The organism is Trueperaceae bacterium (assembly GCA_036381595.1).
Classification (GTDB): Bacteria; Deinococcota; Deinococci; order Deinococcales; family Trueperaceae; genus DASVCN01.
On record DASVCN010000006.1, the window covers coordinates 1 to 17,163 of the forward strand.

A 17,163-nucleotide genomic window follows, 5' to 3' on the forward strand; every position below is an offset into this window, starting at 1 on the left:
AATCATATTCTTCACATAATCCGCATGACCCGGACAATCAACATGCGAATAATGCCGCTCCGGAGTCTGATACTCAACATGCGAAGTATTAATCGTAATACCCCGCGCCTTCTCCTCCGGCGCCTTATCGATCTGATCATACGACTGCGTCTCCACAGACGGATCCGCCGCCGCAGCCGCAAACGTAATAGCAGCCGTCAACGTCGTCTTCCCATGATCAACATGACCAATAGTCCCAACATTCACATGCGGCTTCGTACGCTCGAACGTCGCTTTCGCCATCCTGCCTCATCCTTTCAGGCGCGCGCCTGTCTTGCAGGCGAACGCCGATCGGCGCGCATTCCCGCAACCGATCGTCGCTGCATATAGCGGTTGGATTTGGAGCTCGTGGACGGGATTGAACCGTCGACCTCTCCCTTACCAAGGGAGTGCTCTACCACTGAGCTACACGAGCCTACCCCAACCGTCATCTTCCATCCGAAGCTCCGCCTCCGCGCACGACCGAACCCGTTCGCTGGGCAACAGAACCACGTTTGGAGCGGGAGACGGGATTCGAACCCGCGACATTCAGCTTGGGAAGCTGACGCTCTACCAACTGAGCTACTCCCGCATGTTCGGGCGTCCCGAGAGAACGACCCGAGCCGGAACTTACCCGGCGGAGAACCGCTGGCGGATCTCCTCTTGGTGGGCAGGGCTGGATTCGAACCAGCGTAGGCGTAAGCCAACGGATTTACAGTCCGTCCCCTTTAACCACTCGGGCACCTACCCGTAATCGACCACTCGTCCGACCGTCGTTGGAGCCACCCATCGGAATCGAACCGACAACCTTCCGATTACAAGTCGGATGCTCTACCTGTTGAGCTAGGGTGGCAGGTCGTCATCCCGGGCGGCTGACGGGCGCTCTCGCGTCCGGCTAGATAGCCTAGCATGGGCCCCAGGGGGTGTCAACAAGGACGACGACGGCGGTTTAGCCCGTGCAGGACGTGCTTTCTCCGGTCAGCGGCGATGCCCTTGCTGGCCGCCCTCCCGTGTCCGGATCGGGGCCGAGATCCGCCCGGCTGCCACGCTCTCGGTGGGCGTTCAGAGGTCTTCCACCAGCAACGGGGCCGAGGGGTGTTCGCTGCCGCCGACCGGCTCGAGGGTTATGGCCAGGCTCGACGCCTCGGTCACCGGCTCGGTCAGCATGGTGCGGCCTTCGACCACGGCCAGGGAGAACGGGCCGTCTTCGCGCAGGGCCCAGAGCTGGTAGACGCCTTCCGGCGGGCGTTCGTCGAACGCGACGAAGAGACGGCCATCCGGCAGCCGCACCAGGGTTCCCAATTCCCGGCCATCCTCGTCTATGAGGCGGCTCGACAACGCCCCCGGACGCGCCTGGTACCTCTCGACCAGCCGCTCGACTCGGTCCGGACGCAGCAGCGGGCCGAGCACGAGCCAGGCAGCGACCCCGAGAGCGACTGCGATGCCGAATGCGGCCCAGCGCGAGCTGCGCTTGGCGGCGCCACGCGTGAGCCGATCGTGAGACCGCGGCGGTATTGGCGAAGCGCGCAACCGCTCTACCAGCAGCTCCACCGACCTTTCGTCGGTCCGCGCGGGCGGCAGGGTCATCACCAACCACGACAGGTCGTCCTGGATGCGCCGCACCCGCCTCGCAGCCTCCGAGTCCACCCTCAGGAAGCTCTCCACCTCGCGGGCCTGCTCGGACGACACCGTGCCGAGGGCGTAATCGATGAGCAGCGCCTCGTCGATCGTCACCGGCGCACCTCAACAGCCGCATCGTGCAGCGACGCCAACGCGCGCTTCAGGGCGGTGTGCACCGTTGCCGGCGAACGCCCGCTCCTCTCGACCAACTGACGGTGATCGTGGCCTCCGAAGAAGGCCAGTTCGAGCAGCTGCCGGGCGAGCGGGTCGAGCCGGTCCAGCGCATCGGACAAGTAAAGCGGCTCACCCGCCAGGTCGTCCGGCTGCGGAGATCCACCGCGCAGGTCCAGCGGCCCGTACCCTCCGAGGCGACGGATCGCCATCCGGTGAGCGGTCGTGACGATCCAGGTTCTGGCCCCGGCCTTCATCCGGTCGAACCGTCGCGCGCCCTCCCAGAGCCGGATGAACACCTCCTGGGTGAACTCCTGCGCTTCTCCGTCCAAGCCCATCCGTTCGGCCATCGAGACTATGAAGGGGGCGTAGCGGCGGAAGGTCTCACGAAGCGCCGCCTCGTCACGCTCGGCCATGAGCTCCACCAGATCCTCGTCGCTCGAGATCCTGATGTCGCTGGCAGGCTGCTGTTCGGCACGGCCCATGGTTGCAATCTACCCGCTCGGACCGACGTTCACCGCGGCGCGGGCACGACTCAGGGCTACCGCCGGGTCGAGTGGCTGCGAACGGGCAGGACTGGCTGCCGGTGGTACAATCGAGCCCACTGGAGGTATTCCATGCCGCGAATCGGTCCGCTCGGTATCTGGGAGATTCTGATCATCCTCGTGGTGATCCTGCTCATTTTCGGTCCACGTCGCCTGCCCGAGATGGCGAAGGGCATCGGCCAGTCGGTGAGAGAGTTCCGCAAAGGCATCCGTGACATGAAGGACGACTTCGAAGCCGGGGCCAACGAGAAGCCCGCCAAGGCGCAGGCCAGCGAGAGCAGGGCGGCGACCGTCGGCGACAGCGCGGCCAAGCAGGAGAAGGGCGCCGATGACGACGCCAAGGCCAAGGTAGAAAGCAAGACCGCCGACCAGTCGGCCTGATCCGAGAAACGTCCTGTCCCACGCCCCTGCTGCAACCATGACAGGTCGCGCCCGATGGGCGCCGGGCACCTGTCGCCACGGATGATCGCGTGACGCTGATCGATCACTTCGAAGAGCTGCGCACGCGGCTCTTCATCGCCCTGGGCGCCTGGATCGTCGGCTCCGGCGTCGCCTTCTACTTCCTGGACAGACTACTCGGGTGGATCCAGGAGCCGTTGCCTCCGAACATGTCGCTCACGGCGTTCGGCTTCCTCGAGCCGTTCCTGGTGGCGATGCAGATCGCCTCCTTCTTCGGCCTGGTCCTGGCCGCGCCGATAATCGGAGGCCAGATCTGGGGCTTCGTAGCGCCCGGCCTCTATCCGGAGGAGCGGCGCTGGGCCGTCCCGTTCATACTCCTTACCGCGATCGCGTTCAGCGGCGGAGTCGTATTCGCCCGCTACGTGGTCCTGCCGTTCTCGATCCCCATAATCCTCGGTTTCCTGGGACCCGAAGTCGCCGTCCTCCCGTCGATCGGCGACTACATCTCCAAGGTGCTCCTGATAATGGCGGTCTTCGGACTGATATTCGAGATGCCGGTGGTCGGTTTCCTGCTCGCCAGGCTGGGGATCGTGAGAGCGCGCCAGCTGACCTCCAACCGCAAGTGGGCAGTCGTAGTGGGCCTCCTGGTCGCCGCGATAATCACCCCTACCGCCGATCCGTTCAACTTCGGGCTGGTGGCCATCCCCCTGGTGGTACTCTACGAAGTCACCGTGATAGTCGTCCGGCTGTCGCAGAAGAAGGAATTCGATGAGAGAGAAGATCCAGAACCTACGAGCTAAGATCGACGGCCTCAACCTCCAGATCCTGGAGCTCCTCTCGGAACGAGCGCAGCTGGCCGAGAGCATCGGCGAGATCCAGACGACGCTGGGGCTGAGTCATTACGATCCGGTGCGCGAGCAGCAGATGCTCGACGCCCTCCTCGCAGCCAACCGAGGACCGTTCGACGACGCCACCGTGAAGAGCCTCTTCAAGCAGATCTTCCAGGCGTCCATGCACCTCGAGCAGCAGCAGGAGAAGGGCCGCTACCTCACCTCGCGCTCGAGCGGCGCCGGCGATACGGTGGTGCGCATCGGAGATCTACACGTGGGTTCTGACCACTCCCCGGTGCTCGTCGCAGGCCCGTGCGCCATAGAGTCGAGGGAACAGGTGATGGTTACCGCAGAGCGGGTCGCCTCGCGCGGCGTGACGCTCTTCCGCGGAGGGGCGTTCAAGCCCCGCACCGACCCCTACTCGTTCCAGGGGCTCGGAATCGACGGACTGAAGCTCGGACGAGAGGCGTGCGATCGGTTCGGCCTCAAGTTCGTCTCCGAGATCATGGACGCGCGCGACGTGGACGCCTTCGTCGAGTACGCCGACGTACTCCAGATCGGGGCTCGCAACATGCAGAACTTCACCCTGCTCAGGGCGGTTGGCCGTAGCGGCAAGCCGGCCCTCCTGAAGCGGGGACTCTCGGCCACCATCGAGGAGTGGCTGATGGCCGCCGAGTACCTGCTCAGCGAAGGCAACCGGAACGTGATCCTCTGCGAACGGGGGATCAGGACCTACGAACGCTATACCCGCAACACCCTCGATGTCTCCGCTGTGGCGCTCGCCAAGCTCGAGACGCACCTGCCCGTGCTGGTCGACGTCACCCACTCGGGCGGCCGCCGCGACCTGCTGGTGCCGCTGACCAAGGCTGCGCTCGCCACGGGCGCCGACGGGATCATGATCGAAGTCCACCCGAACCCCGCGGTCGCTCTTTCAGACCAGAAGCAACAGGTCGACTTCGACGCGTTCGACAGCTACCTCGAGGAAACCGGCTACCACAACAAGCTGTCGCAGAAGAGGCACGAGGTCTACGGCTTCTAGGGCGCCAGGGCCTGGCGGCCCGCCCCGCCGCGGGCGGGCGACCCGAATCGGCGGGCTTGGGAGGAAGCTGGATGGATAACCTCCTGAACCTGATCTTCAAGACGACGAGCGTAGAGCCGAGCTACGACAAGGGACTCTGCCTGGCCGCGAACAGGGCCACCCACTGCACCCGTTGCCGTGAGGTGTGCCCTCACGAGGCGATATCGATACGTCGGCAGGTCGAGATCGACGAGGTCGACTGCACCGGCTGCGGTCTCTGCATCCAGGTCTGCCCCACCCAGGCGCTTGAGCCCAAGGTCTCCTACGACTCGGGCGCATCGGTACGCTGCTCCCGCGTGAAGGGCAGTGCCCAGTCGATCCTCTGCCTGGGAAGGCTGCAGGCGTCCGACCTGCTTCGTCTGGTGGGATCCCGGGAAGGCGCGACGTTGGCGCGCGGCGATTGCGCCACCTGCCCCATCGGCAGCGCGGCCATCGCCGATGCAGTCGAGGTGGTGCGCGAGGAGGCCCTGGAACTGGCGAAGCTTCACGACCGTGAGGTGAAGATCGAAGTCATCGAGACCGAGACCTTCGACGACGACAGCCGAGGGCAAACCTTGAGCCGTCGGCAACTTCTCAGAGGCGGCTGGCGCTCACTGCAGGAGCGGGCGGGTGAGGCACTCGCGCCCCTCGACCCGGGGCCTCAACCGGGGGAAGCGGGGCACGGCCAACCGTTGGAACTGCGTCGGCGCTTCCGGATCCTGGCGGCGGCCGATCCGGCGCCGTCCGCGAAGGTGCCGTGGGTCCTGCCACGCGTGAACGACGACTGCATCATGTGCCCGGCCTGCACAAAAGCCTGCCCCACGGGCGCCTTCGATCGGGTCTTCGAGGCCGATGGCGACGGCGTTCTCCTCCTCCAGCCGGAACTGTGCGTCGGGTGCGAGGCGTGCGTGAGCGCCTGCCCGGTTGGGGCCATCGGCATGGACGCCGAGGTAAGCTGGGGCGAACTCTCGGCAGGCCAGCAGGAGGCTTACCGGCGCGACCCCGAGCGGGAGCGACCGGGAACCTTCGCCCGCTGAAGACAGGGAGCACCTTCGCCCGGTGAAGACGATGTCCCGGGAGCGCATGTCACTGCTCTCGCGGATCGCGTTGCGCCGCGCTGCACGAGACGCTCACCTGCCTCGACCCTCGAGCGCTTAGACTGTCGCATGACCGTCGATCAGTGGGTGTACGAGGCCGTCGAGTCGCAAGCGAAGACCGGCGCCACCCTTAGGGAGATCCAGCGCTACATCGACGAGCACCATTACGAGGAGTTGGCCGTAGACACGATCGAAACCTCCCTCGAGAAACTACGTTCCGACGGCAAGCTCGAACTGGACGGAACGCGCTGGCGGTTGGCCAACAGGACCAGCAAAGAGGACGCCCTCAAGAAACTCTTCGGAGACCTCTGAACGACCTGGGCAGCGACTAGGCCGGAATCTGGCTGAAGTAGGCCAGCAGGAAGAGCAGGACGGCGAAGGCCGCGCGCACCAGGTGATGGTGCCACTTCACCCGGCCGATGATGAGCCGCCCGTAGAGCAGCGACGAGACCGAGGCCAGCACCAGACCGATCGCCAACAGAACCATCGTGAAGGGCAGGGCCGAGACCATCGCAGCCGCCGAAACTATGAGGACGCTTGCGGCCAGCATGAAGAGGGCGGCAAGCCAACCCTTGCGCCTGATCACCGCCCACGCTCCCACGGCGTTCACAACTGCGTAGAGCGCGGTCAGGATGAAAGCGGCGATGAGCACGCTGCATCCTACCGTGTCGCCGCGGCCGGGCGAAATCCGGCCGAGCGCGGCTCAGAGCCCAACTAGCAACTCTTCAGGGCCGCTCACCAGTTCGGTCAGGGGACGCACGACGATCTCCCTGGCCGACTGCTTAAGTGCTCGCTCACGTAGCCAGATGTCGGCCCCTGAGGTCTCGTCGATGACCAGGTGGAGCTCCGAGACGGAGCCACGACGCGAGAAGTGGCGCACCGCGCCCAACACCTCACGGTCGGTGGGGATCATGCGAGGGTCGATCCGCTCGCCCTCCTCCCGCAGGAGCAACGGATCGAGCCGATGCTGACCTATGGCCGTGACACCCTCGGGCGCTACCCGCTCCACCAACTGCGAGCGAAGCAGCCACGGCTGACCCACGACTCCGATAGTCTTCCGGCCCGCAACCGTGGTCCAGGAAGGAGGTGGGACCGGTTCGTGACGCAGTGCCGCCCGGTGTCGGTCCCATACCCGCCGTACCCGACCAGGGTCACGGATCAGCTGCTGGAGCGTCTCCACCACGAGCGTTTGCTGCTCGGGAGCTAGCAGTGCCGGTACCCCCAGTACGGGCGGCAACCCGCCGATGGTACCGAGTGCCGCAGGGAAGTCGGAGACCCACGGGTCCTGCCCGCCGCCGCGCCGGGCCTCACTGGCCGGATTGAGCGACGGCGCCACCAGCAGGTCGACTTGCGCGAGCGACAAAGCCTGGGCGACAGCCAATCGGAAAGATGCACCCGATACCGAGCGCACCCTGTCGTCGTCCAGGCTGGCGAGCGCTTTCTCCTCATCCGGGAAGAGGACCTCGACGCCCGCCTCCTCGAAGAGTCTCTGCCAGAAGGGTCCGTAACGCTCCCACAGGAGTTGGGTGACGAAGCCGATGCGCATAGGCGTGACACTCTAGCATGGGCCCGAACGCCCCCACTGTCCGCTTCCATGACCCCGTCGGGCGCGTCCTGCCGGGTCTATCACTCACCCTTCGACTGCCGCCAGGGAAGGTCAGGCGAGGATCTCGCGGGGCCCAACCGGTAACGCCTCTAGCAGTTCCACGGCCAGGATCAGGGCCGCCGACTTGTCCAGGTACTGGTTGCCGTTGCCGCACTTGGGCGAGAGCACGCAGCGAGGGCAGCCGCTCTTACAGGGGCAGTCGCGCAGCAGGTCTCGGGCAGCGCCGAGCCACTCGCTGAAGCGGCCCGCGCCGCCGCGGCTGTAGCCTACGCCACCCGGGTAACCGTCGTAGATGAAGATCGTCGGGGCTCCGGTTGGCGGATAGACCGGGTAGGAGACGCCGCCCACGTCGGCCCGTTCGCAGAGCACGAAGGCGGGCAGCAAACCGATGAGGGTGTGTTCGAGGGCGTGCAGTGCACCCGGTCGGTCCGCAGGTGCGATCCTGCCCAGGAGGTCCGCGGCCTCGAACCAGAGGGCCTGCGTCGTGTACGAGAGGGGCGGTAGATCGAGCAGCCGTTCGTCGAGTACCGCTTCGGTTATATAGCGTTTCTTGACGTAACCGGTCACGGTGGTGGTCACCCGCACCCGCCCCGTCTCGACGAGGCTGCTGGCCGCGTCCGCCTCGAGGATATCGATGTCGGTTTCGGATCGAGCCTGAGTGTAGAACTCCTCTATGTGGGGCAGCAGCACCGCTCGCGACCGCTCGAGATCGAGTGAGGCTACCAGGTAGGTTTCGCCCCGATGAAGGTAGACGGCGCCGGGGTGAAGGTCGCGCAAGGCCGAGGAGAGGTCGCTCTCCCCCAAGGTCTTGCCGAAGCCGTCCACGAGGCGGACCCGCTTGCCGCTTCCGCCTCTTATCTGCACGCGGCGGTGTGGGTAGCGGCCACCGTGGCACCACCTGAGCCCGCAGCGGTAGAGGTGCGGCCGGGTGGCGGGATCGAACCAGGGAGCGAGGAACTCCTCGCCAGCGGCGAACGGCAGTTCGGCGGCGGCGCAGTCGACATGAGGCGGGTGGATCTCGCTGTTGAACGGGTCAGCGACTGCGTCCTCGGGAGCGCCCTCGGTAAGCAGGTCAGGATGATGCAGATAGTACTCGTCGAGAGGATCGTTGCCCGGGATGAGCAGCGTGAGGGCGCGTCCGCCTCCCCGGCCGGCGCGTCCGGAGCGTTGCCACAGCGCCATGTGAGACCCGGGGTACCCCACCAGCACGACCGCGTCCACCCCACCGATGTCGATGCCCAACTCCAACGCGCTGGTGGCCGCCAGCACGCGGATGTCCCCGTTGCGGAACCCCTCTTCGATGAGTCGACGATCCTCGCTCGTGTATCCGGCCCGGTACGTCTGCAGTTGTGGCGCCGAAACCGGATCGAGCTGGGCGGCCGCGTAGCGCCGCAACAGTTCGGCCGACTTCCGCGAGTTGCAGAAGAAGATGCTCTTGAGGCCGGCCCGCACGAACCGGGCGGCCAGCCAGGCCGCCTCGGTGTTGCTGCTGCGGCGGCGGCCATCGCTCCCTTCCAGCAACGGTGGTTGCCAGAAGATGAACTCTCGCGCGGGGGCGGGGCTGTCGTCCTCGGCAACCTCGACGAACGGAGCCCCGGCAAGCCGCCCTGCATGCTCGGCCGGATTGCCAACCGTGGCGCTGGCCCCGATGAACTGCGGTTCCCCGCCGTAATGGCGGGCGACCCGTAGCAGCCTCCGTAGGACGTTGGCAACGTGGGCGCCCATCACCCCCCTGTAGTTGTGCAGCTCGTCGAGCACCACGAAGCGCAGCGAGCCGAGGAACCGCGACCAGCGCTGATGGTGCGGCAGTATGCCGTAGTGCAACATGTCGGGATTGGTGAGGATGATCGCGCCCTCGGAACGAAGCCTCGTTCGCTCCTCTCCGGGGGTATCGCCGTCGTAGCTGCCTACGGGCGCCTTCACCGCCAGTTGCTCGGTCAACGCCCTCAGCTTGTGCAGCTGGTCGGCCGCCAGCGCCTTCGTGGGCGCAAGGTAGAGAACGGTCCCCCCCTCCCGGGCGGCAGCGACGGAAGGAAGCTGGTAGATCAGGCTCTTGCCTGACGCGGTGCCGGTGGCAGCAACCACGTTCCGCCCCTCTCGCAGCAGCTCGAAAGCGCGAGACTGGTGCCGATAAGGGGTGATGCCGAGTTGGGTGAGGTAGGCGCCCACGTCACCGCTGGTCTCGCCGAACACCGCATTCCTGGGCGGATAGAAGCGGAACGAGGAGATCTGCCCCTCGTAGCCTTCGAGCGAGCCGAGCCAGGCGTGGAAGCTCCTCTGATCACCGGGTATCGCGTCCACGATCCAGCCTACCGTTTCACCCCCGACATACCTCATGCGGGGCCGACCGTTTCTAGTCTGGACGGGGATTAACCGTCGCCTCAGGTGCTAGACTCGGCGAGTCCCTGGGCCGGCGCCTCCGTGAGCCCTTGCGAAACACTGCTCATGGTGATGTTCCTGATCCTCCTCTACATACTCGTTCTGGCCTATATAGGCCTCATGCTGCTCGTCGTAGCGGGAATGTTGCGGCGCGACCCACGACCGTACTCCCCGGACCGGCCTTCCGTGAGCGTGGTGATACCCGCTCACAACGAAGAGGAGACGCTCGGCGCGACCCTCGCTTCGCTCTCCCGTCAGTCCTATCCCGGCGACGTGGAGTTCGTGGTCGTCGACGACCGCTCGACCGATTCGACGGCGGCCGTCATCGAGCGGGCAGCGTCGGCCGACAGCCGCTTCAGGATGGTCCGGGTGACCGAACCCAGCCACCGGCTGGCACCGAAGGTCAACGCGGTAAACGAAGGGATCCGGGCCTCGAGCGGAGAACTGATCGTCACCAGCGACGCCGACTGCGAGTACCCCGCCGGTTGGCTCGAGGGGATGGTGAGCCACTTCGAGGACGACGTCGTGATGGTCGTCGGCTACGTCGAGTGCACACGGGCGATGGACCGGAAGAGCCCGATCGGATACTTCGAGACGATCGACTGGTTCTCGCTCATGCTCACTTCGCGTAGCCTCACCCGTTTCGGCTGGAAGTTCGCATCGAGCGCCAACAACCAGGCCTACCGGCGGAGCGCCTTCGAAGCGAGCGGCGGCTTCGGCTCCGGTGGACGAGCACCCAGCGGCGACGAGGACCTGCTCACCCAGCGACTCGGACGGTTGCCGGGTGCTCGCGTCGTCTTCGCGAGCACGCCGGAGGTGCGGGTGTTGACCCGGCCGATGGGCGGGCTCCTGGCCCTGTTGCGGCAGCGGAAGCGGTGGGTCTCGCGCTACCACCACCCGATGCACTACCACCCTGGGTTCATCGCATCCATCGCAATCCTTGGCGCGCAGAGCGCCGCGCTGACGGTTGCGGTCCCGCTGGCCGTCCTCGTGCCCTGGAGCGCTCCCTGGATCGCGGGCCTTTGGGGGGTCAAGCTGGCGGTCGAACTGGTGGGCATGAGGATCGGCACGAGGCAGTTGCAGAGGCCCGACCTGTGGGGGCTGCCGGTCTTCGGCTGGGCTCTCTTGCACCCTTTCTTCATCGCCACGGTCTGCATCTGGTCGTTCCTTCGACCGGGCGAGTGGAAGGCAGGCGCCCCCGGATACAGGCGGCGGTTCTGGCGCCGCTGGCTGCGCGAGAACGGACGGCGGTTACGCGGACTGGTAGTGGGTGGGCGCCGGGCTTCCTGAGGTCCCCGGGGGGCTGGTGATAAACTGCTGTGCTACCGCGTGAGGGGGCTTCTCACGTATTTGGAGGATCTCAGATGAAAGTATTCGTCCTTGGCGGTGACGGCTTCTGCGGCTGGCCCACCAGTCTCCACCTGAGCAAACTGGGATTCGATGTCACCATCATCGACAACCTTTCCCGCCGCAACATCGACAACGAGCTGGAGGTCGGCAGCCTCACCCCCATCCGCCCCATGGGCGAACGCATCAGGGTCTGGAAGGAGCTGACCGGCAGGACGATCGAGTTCGAACGGCTCGACATCGCCGACAACTACCACCGGCTCCTCACCCTCCTGCTCGAGAAGCAGCCCGACGCCGTCGTCCACTTCGCCGAACAGCGCGCCGCCCCCTACAGCATGAAGTCGGCCTGGCACAAGCGCTACACCGTCGACAACAACGTCAACGCCACCCACAACGTCCTCGCCGCCATCGTCGAGAGCGGCCTCGACATCCACCTCGCCCACCTGGGCACCATGGGCGTCTACGGCTACGGCACCGCCGGCATGAAGATCCCCGAAGGCTACCTCCCCGTCGAAGTAACCGGCGAAGACGGCCAGAAGATCCGCCAGGAGATCCTCTACCCCGCCAACCCCGGGTCCGTCTACCACATGACCAAAACCCTCGACCAACTCCTCTTCGCCTACTACGCCAAGAACGACGGGCTCCGCATCACCGACCTCCACCAGGGCATCGTCTGGGGAACCAACACCAGCGACACCAACCGCGACGAAAGACTCATCAACCGCTTCGACTACGACGGCGACTACGGCACCGTCCTCAACCGCTTCCTCATGCAGGCAGCCGTCGACTACCCCCTCACCGTGCACGGCACCGGCGGCCAGACCCGCGCCTTCATCCACATCCAGGACACCGTCCGCTGCATCCAACTCGCCCTCGAGAACCCACCCGCCAAAGGCGAAAGGGTCCGCATCCTCAACCAGATGACCGAAACCCACCGGGTACGCGACCTCGCCCAGATCGTCGCGAGGATCGCCGGCGCAGAGGTCGCCAACGTCCCCAACCCCCGCAAGGAAGACCCCGAGAACGAACTCCACGTTCGCAACGATCTCTTCCTCGACCTCGGCCTGGAGCCCACCACCCTCGAAGAAGGCCTCCTCGAAGAGGTCACCGAGATCGCCCGCAAGTACGCCCACCGCGCCGACAAGAGCAAGATCCCCGCGCGCAGCACCTGGACCAGGAACCAGAAACCCGGCGTGCCGGAGGAAGCCGGAAAGAGGATCGGAACGAGCTAGTCGCCGGAGCGCGGCAAGCCACTACGTTCTCGCTCGATGCGCATCGCGTTCTTCACCGAGACCTTCCTGCCGAAGATCGACGGCGTAGTGACCCGGGTGGTGCGGACCCTGGAGCAACTCCGGGACCTCGGTCACGAAGCGCTAGTGTTCGCACCCCACCACCCGCCTGCCGAGTACGCCGGGCACAAGGTAGTGAGGGTGCCGGGAGTGCCGTTCAAGCCCTGGTACCCGGAACTGGTGCTGGGGATGCCGCGGCCGCGGCTCGGGCGTGAACTCGACGCCTTCGCTCCCGACCTGGTCCACGTGGTGAACCCGGTGATCCTGGGCCTCTGGGGCACCGCGATCGCCAAGCAACGGAACCTCCCGTTGTTGGCCAGCTTCCATACCGACATCACCCAGTACTCGCAGCACCTGAAACTCTGGTTCCTGACGCCCTTCTCCCGTGGCTTCCTCCGCGACGTCCACAACCAGGCGCACCTGAACCTGTGCACCAGCATGCCAATGGTCGAAGCGGCGCGCGGACTTGGGATCCAGCGGGTTCGGCTCTGGCCGAAAGCGGTCGACACCGAGCGGTACCATCCGGACAACCGATCCCGAGCCATGCGAGAGCGGCTGAGCGGGGGTCACCCAGAAGCGCCCCTGATGATCTACGTAGGCAGGTTGTCGTTCGAGAAGCGCCTAGAGTGGCTGCTGGAGCCGATCGAGCGACTCGATGGCGTGCGCCTCGCCTTCGTCGGGTCCGGTCCCGCCGAGGCGTTCCTCCGCAAACGTTTCGAAGGCACCCGGACCGTCTTCACCGGCTACATGAGCGGTGACGAGCTCGCGCAGGCGTACGCCAGCGCCGACGTCTTCGCTTTCCCCTCCGACACGGAGACCCTCGGGTTCGTTGCGATGGAGGCGATGGCCTCGGGCGTGCCCGCTGTGGGCGCAAGAGCGGGAGGCATCCCGGACGTGATCGAGGAAGGCGTCAACGGTCTGCTCTTCGAACCGGGCAACACCGATGAGCTGACCGAGAAGCTGGGGTTGCTGCTGCGGGACGATCAACTCCGGTTGCGTCTGGCGCGCGAGGCCCGGGCGTCGATGGAGGGGTGGAGCTGGCGCGCCGCCACCGAGAAGCTGGTCGAGTTCTACGAGTTGGCCCTCACCATCCACCGGCGCTACGATCCGCCGAGCGTCCACTGAATCCGCGTTTCACCGGGGTACACGGACATCACGACGACTCCGCCTGGGGCTGCTCACGATGACGGCAAACCGAAGCTGAAGTGAAGCTCCCGAGATGCCGCCTCGAGGTTCCAGGTCAGCGAGGAAGTCCGGCCAGAACTGCCCTCGCTCTCGCGCGATCTCTAGAGTGCACCATCAGCGAGGTGTTCAGGTCGCTGCTGGGACCGCCGAAATTCGCGCCGCCACCGGAGGTACGCGTTCGGTAGCGGACGCCGTTCGCCCTGAGCAGAGAGCAGATCGGCCCCAGGCCCACCGAACTGTTGCAGGCCGCGTTGGCGATCACTATCCAGTGCCTCGATTCGAACGCCCAGTAGAGGACGGCTGCTACCGCTGCGATTCCAAAGAGAAGACCTACCCACGGCTCCACGGCGGCCTCACCTCCAGTCACCCTCGACGACCAGGTATAGGTAGGCGTCGCCAAGGTGGCGGAAGACTAGCGCTCCCGGTCCCGTCATGCAACTGCCGAAACTACAGGCTCGAACCGAACCGTGACGACCGAACCCGAGGGCCCGGTCTCCTACTGCCCGCAATAAGCTCCACGCTCAGGGCTTCCCGGCAGCGGCCGATCTGGAGGCGATCTTAGTGTTCGAGAGCGTGCAGTGGGAGAGACCTCAGGGCTTGCTCGCGCCTACCAACGAGGAACGTTCTGATACCCTGCGTGGCGTGCCCACGGCCTTCGATACCCGTGTAGCCGCCTACGGCGTCATCGTGCGCAGCGGGCAGATCCTGCTGGCGCACTGGAACGCCTATGGCACGACCAACTGGACATTACCGGGCGGAGGGCTCGAGTTCGGCGAGGACCCGGCCACCGCTGCCCGCCGGGAGATCCTCGAGGAAACCGGCTATCACGTGTGCCTGGAGCGTCTGCTGGGCGTCGACAACGCTTTCTACCCGGCTGGGAAGCGCATGCGGAGCCGCGGCCATCACTCCTTCCGCGTGATCTACGAGGCACGGATAGACAGCGGCGAGCTTGCCAACGAAGCGAACGGCACCACCGACGAGGCTCGCTGGTTCCCTTTGGACGAGGTGCCCGGGCTCGAACGGGTGAAGTTGGTCGACGTAGCGATCGATATGTGGCGCAGGCAAACCGTGCCGCACGAAGAGGCTGTCTGAACGAGACGCCTGGTCCCTCCCTGAACGCGCCGCGTCCGCACTGACAGCCCGCCTACAGATGATGTTCCCTGCGATCGAGTAATCCGGAGGGCAGGTTATATGGTGCGCGACACGAGTTGCGGCAACGCCGCCGCCCGACCTATCCCCCTGGAAGGAAGCCAAGTGAAACCAGCACGAATTCTTCTGCTAATCTCCTCTGCCCTGTTCCTCGCATTCGCAGCCGCACAACAACCCGACACCGAGACCGTCCCGGGTCAGGTAGCCGGTGAGTGGCACGGGAACATCGAGCTGCCCGGCATGCCTCTGGAAGTGATCGTCACGTTGGAGCAGGCGGGCGAGGAGTGGCGCGGCAGCATCGACATCCCGGCGCAGGGCGCTGAAGATCTGGCGCTGGACGAGATCAACGTGCAGGGCGACGTCGTGTCCTTCCGGATATCCGGGGTTCCCGGCGAACCGACCTTCCAGGCCACGCTGGCGGAAGGCGAGTTGACCGGCATATTCATCCAATCCGGTCAGGAGTTCCCGTTCGTTCTCGAGCGTGCCCGAACCAGCGCGCCCCTCGCCGGTCCCGCGGAAGCGTCCGAATACACCGATCCTCGTGGACGCTTCACCTTTCCGGTGCCCACCGGCTGGACTACAGCACGGAGGGACGGTTTCGTCGAGGTCGCCAGTCCTGAAGAAGGCATCCGCATCTACGTGTACGTCACCGATACCGATGACCTCGAAGCAGCCATCCGGGAAGCCTGGTCGGTCGCAGATCCGAGCTTCGATCTCGAACCGCAGGAGATCCTGCAGCCACCGTCGGAACCCGGTGTGGAGGAGACGGTGCTCGCCAACTACGACGCCGGTGACGACGAACAGATCTACCAGGCGATAGCCCAGCTGCGAGACGGTACGGCCTACGTGATGCTCTTCGACGCGGAGCTCGCGGCCGTCCAGCGTCGCGGGGCCCAGCTCCAGATAGTGGCAAGCGGGTTCGAGATCACCGGCGTCGAACAGGTCGACCTGGGTGGCGCCCAACCCCTCGAAGTCGATGCGATCGCCGACGAACTCGAGGTGTTCATCGAGGAGACGATGGCGGCGTTCGGGATCCCCGGAGCAGCCGTTGCCGTGGTGCAGGGTGGTGAAGTGGTCTACAGCAACGGCTTCGGCACCCGCGAAGCGGGCGGCAGCGAACCGGTGACCCCGGACACCCACATGATGATCGGTTCGGTAGGCAAGACGATGACCTCGATGGCCATCGCCACGATGGTCGACGACGGCATCGTCGACTGGGATACGCCGGTGGTCGAGGTACTGCCGGAGTTCGAGGTCGCCGATGCCCAGCTGACCCAGGAGATAACGATCCGCAATCTGCTCTGCGCCTGCACCGGCGTTCCCCGCCGGGACCTCGAGCTCTTCTTCAACGCCGAGGAGTTGTCGGCCGAGGACATCGTCGAGTCACTCGCGACCTTCGAGTTCTTCACGGCCTTCGGCGAGGCGTTCCAGTACAGCAATCAGCTTGTCGCTACCGCGGGTTACGCCGCCGCCGCGGCTGCCGGCGCCGAGTTCGGCGACCTGCTCGAAGGCTACATCCGCGTCCTCGACGAGCGCGTCCTCACGCCCATCGCCATGGATAGAACGACGCTTTCGTTCGAAGAGGTCACCTCGCGAAGCGAGTTCGCTCTCCCCCACCAGCAGAATCTGGAAACGGGCGTCTACGAGCCGGTGAGCCTCGCGTTCGAGAAGCTGCTCCTGCCGGTCGCACCAGCCGGAGCACACTGGTCGACTGCGGAAGACATGGCCCGCTATCTGATCACCCAGCTCGACACCGGAGTGGCACCCGACGGTGACCGGGTGGTGTCGAGAGAGAACCTGCTGGAGACGTGGGAGCCGCAAGTGCCGCTCTCGGCGACCGAGAGCTACGGCCTGGGCTGGTTCGTGGGCGAGTACAAGGGGCTCGAGCACATCTACCACGGGGGCAACACGCTCGGTTTCACCTCCCAGTTGTCGTTCATCCCGGCTGCCGACACCGGCATCGTGGTGCTCACCAACGCTCAGGCCACCAACGCGTTCAACACCGCGGTTTCGACCCGTCTCTACGAGCTCGTCTACGAGCAACCGTCGGAGGTCGACGCCCAGGTCGAGTTCCTCGTCACGCAGAGCGAAACCGCGCTCGCCGAAGCGCGCGAGCAGGTTCAGGATGCGGTCGAACCGGACGAGGTCTCACCGTTCCTGGGCAGGTACGAGAACGAGGCGCTGGGCGAGATCAGCCTCGAGATGGTGGGAACGCAGCTCTTCCTCGACGCCGGTTCATTCCGCAGCGAGATACGCCCCGCCTTCGATCGTGAGGGCGAGTTCGACACGTACATCACCTACGGGGCCCCGATCGTCGGCCTGCCGATCGCTCTCGAGACCGGTGAAGCGGGCGAACAGACGGTCGTGCTGGGCTCCGGCGCGATCGAGTACACGTTCGAGCGGGTACTGGGGACAGGCGATTCGACTTCGCCCTGATCGAGCAACTGCTCAGAGACGCCGCCGGGTCGAAC

At 65.6% G+C, this 17,163-nt stretch carries 17 protein-coding genes and 4 tRNA genes; 10 read left to right on the forward strand and 11 right to left on the reverse strand.

All coding sequences use genetic code 11. From position 1 onward, the window contains the following. The 7 genes from VF168_01380 to VF168_01410 form a co-directional block, all read right to left on the reverse strand. Positions 1 to 282: GTP-binding protein (locus tag VF168_01380; GenBank protein HEX7002825.1), on the reverse strand; the 282-nt coding region annotated here is incomplete at its 3' end. Positions 283 to 379: 97 nt separating this feature from the next. Continuing rightward, positions 380 to 454, reverse strand: a tRNA-Thr gene (locus VF168_01385). Positions 455 to 534: 80 nt separating this feature from the next. Further along, positions 535 to 610 (reverse strand) — tRNA-Gly (locus VF168_01390). A gap of 72 nt (positions 611 to 682) precedes the next feature. Beyond that, positions 683 to 768, reverse strand: a tRNA-Tyr gene (locus VF168_01395). 27 nt (positions 769 to 795) lie between these two features. Continuing rightward, positions 796 to 871 (reverse strand) — tRNA-Thr (locus tag VF168_01400). Positions 872 to 1,080: 209 nt separating this feature from the next. Then, positions 1,081 to 1,752 carry an anti-sigma factor gene (locus tag VF168_01405; protein HEX7002826.1) on the reverse strand — a complete coding sequence of 224 codons (672 nt, stop codon included), beginning with the start codon at positions 1,750 to 1,752 and terminating at the stop codon, positions 1,081 to 1,083. After that, positions 1,749 to 2,294: a sigma factor gene (locus VF168_01410; GenBank protein ID HEX7002827.1), complete on the reverse strand. Its 546-nt coding sequence runs from the start codon at positions 2,292 to 2,294 to the stop codon at positions 1,749 to 1,751. Before VF168_01410 ends, VF168_01405 begins: the two co-directional genes overlap by 4 nt. A gap of 132 nt (positions 2,295 to 2,426) precedes the next feature. Between VF168_01410 and VF168_01415 the strand changes: the two genes are divergently transcribed. From VF168_01415 to VF168_01435, 5 genes are all read left to right on the forward strand, one after another. Next, positions 2,427 to 2,735 (forward strand): twin-arginine translocase TatA/TatE family subunit, encoded by a 309-nt coding sequence (locus VF168_01415; protein HEX7002828.1) that lies wholly within the window; start codon positions 2,427 to 2,429, stop codon positions 2,733 to 2,735. Between the two features lie 89 nt (positions 2,736 to 2,824). Then, positions 2,825 to 3,553, forward strand: a complete 729-nt coding sequence (gene tatC / locus VF168_01420) for a twin-arginine translocase subunit TatC (protein ID HEX7002829.1) — start codon at positions 2,825 to 2,827, stop codon at positions 3,551 to 3,553. Then, the gene (locus VF168_01425) at positions 3,522 to 4,622 is read left to right on the forward strand and encodes a bifunctional 3-deoxy-7-phosphoheptulonate synthase/chorismate mutase (GenBank protein HEX7002830.1); all 1,101 of its coding nucleotides are present in this window, start codon (positions 3,522 to 3,524) and stop codon (positions 4,620 to 4,622) included. Before tatC ends, VF168_01425 begins: the two co-directional genes overlap by 32 nt. 71 nt (positions 4,623 to 4,693) lie before the next feature. After that, positions 4,694 to 5,677 carry a 4Fe-4S binding protein gene (locus VF168_01430; protein HEX7002831.1) on the forward strand — a complete coding sequence of 328 codons (984 nt, stop codon included), beginning with the start codon at positions 4,694 to 4,696 and terminating at the stop codon, positions 5,675 to 5,677. A gap of 129 nt (positions 5,678 to 5,806) precedes the next feature. After that, positions 5,807 to 6,049 carry a hypothetical protein gene (locus VF168_01435; GenBank protein ID HEX7002832.1) on the forward strand — a complete coding sequence of 81 codons (243 nt, stop codon included), beginning with the start codon at positions 5,807 to 5,809 and terminating at the stop codon, positions 6,047 to 6,049. A gap of 16 nt (positions 6,050 to 6,065) precedes the next feature. Here VF168_01435 and VF168_01440 read toward each other — a convergent pair whose 3' ends face one another. The 3 genes from VF168_01440 to VF168_01450 all read right to left on the reverse strand — a co-directional run bounded on the left by VF168_01440 (position 6,066) and on the right by VF168_01450 (position 9,644). Beyond that, positions 6,066 to 6,389: a hypothetical protein gene (locus VF168_01440; GenBank protein ID HEX7002833.1), complete on the reverse strand. Its 324-nt coding sequence runs from the start codon at positions 6,387 to 6,389 to the stop codon at positions 6,066 to 6,068. 51 nt (positions 6,390 to 6,440) lie between these two features. Further along, positions 6,441 to 7,283, reverse strand: coding sequence for a hypothetical protein (locus tag VF168_01445; protein HEX7002834.1), 843 nt, complete (start codon positions 7,281 to 7,283; stop codon positions 6,441 to 6,443). A gap of 111 nt (positions 7,284 to 7,394) precedes the next feature. Beyond that, the gene (locus VF168_01450; protein HEX7002835.1) at positions 7,395 to 9,644 is read right to left on the reverse strand and encodes a DEAD/DEAH box helicase; all 2,250 of its coding nucleotides are present in this window, start codon (positions 9,642 to 9,644) and stop codon (positions 7,395 to 7,397) included. Between the two features lie 150 nt (positions 9,645 to 9,794). Here VF168_01450 and VF168_01455 point away from each other — a divergent pair, with 150 nt between their 5' ends. From VF168_01455 to VF168_01465, 3 genes are all read left to right on the forward strand, one after another. Then, complete coding sequence (locus VF168_01455; GenBank protein HEX7002836.1) at positions 9,795 to 11,012, forward strand: glycosyltransferase; 1,218 nt, start codon at positions 9,795 to 9,797, stop codon at positions 11,010 to 11,012. A gap of 74 nt (positions 11,013 to 11,086) precedes the next feature. Beyond that, a complete protein-coding gene (locus VF168_01460; GenBank protein ID HEX7002837.1) occupies positions 11,087 to 12,301 on the forward strand; it encodes an NAD-dependent epimerase/dehydratase family protein in 1,215 nt (404 codons plus the stop codon). Positions 12,302 to 12,337: 36 nt separating this feature from the next. Further along, a complete protein-coding gene (locus VF168_01465; protein ID HEX7002838.1) occupies positions 12,338 to 13,483 on the forward strand; it encodes a glycosyltransferase in 1,146 nt (381 codons plus the stop codon). Positions 13,484 to 13,598: 115 nt separating this feature from the next. Here the strand turns inward: VF168_01465 and VF168_01470 are convergent, their stop codons facing one another. After that, positions 13,599 to 13,889: a hypothetical protein gene (locus VF168_01470; protein ID HEX7002839.1), complete on the reverse strand. Its 291-nt coding sequence runs from the start codon at positions 13,887 to 13,889 to the stop codon at positions 13,599 to 13,601. Positions 13,890 to 14,104: 215 nt separating this feature from the next. Between VF168_01470 and VF168_01475 the strand changes: the two genes are divergently transcribed. Together VF168_01475 and VF168_01480 are read left to right on the forward strand one after the other, a co-directional pair. Next, the gene (locus VF168_01475) at positions 14,105 to 14,635 is read left to right on the forward strand and encodes an NUDIX hydrolase (protein ID HEX7002840.1); all 531 of its coding nucleotides are present in this window, start codon (positions 14,105 to 14,107) and stop codon (positions 14,633 to 14,635) included. A 162-nt stretch (positions 14,636 to 14,797) separates the two neighbouring features. Continuing rightward, entirely contained in the window at positions 14,798 to 17,128 is a 2,331-nt protein-coding gene (locus VF168_01480; GenBank protein HEX7002841.1) for a serine hydrolase domain-containing protein, read from the forward strand. Positions 17,129 to 17,163: the final 35 nt, after the last annotated feature.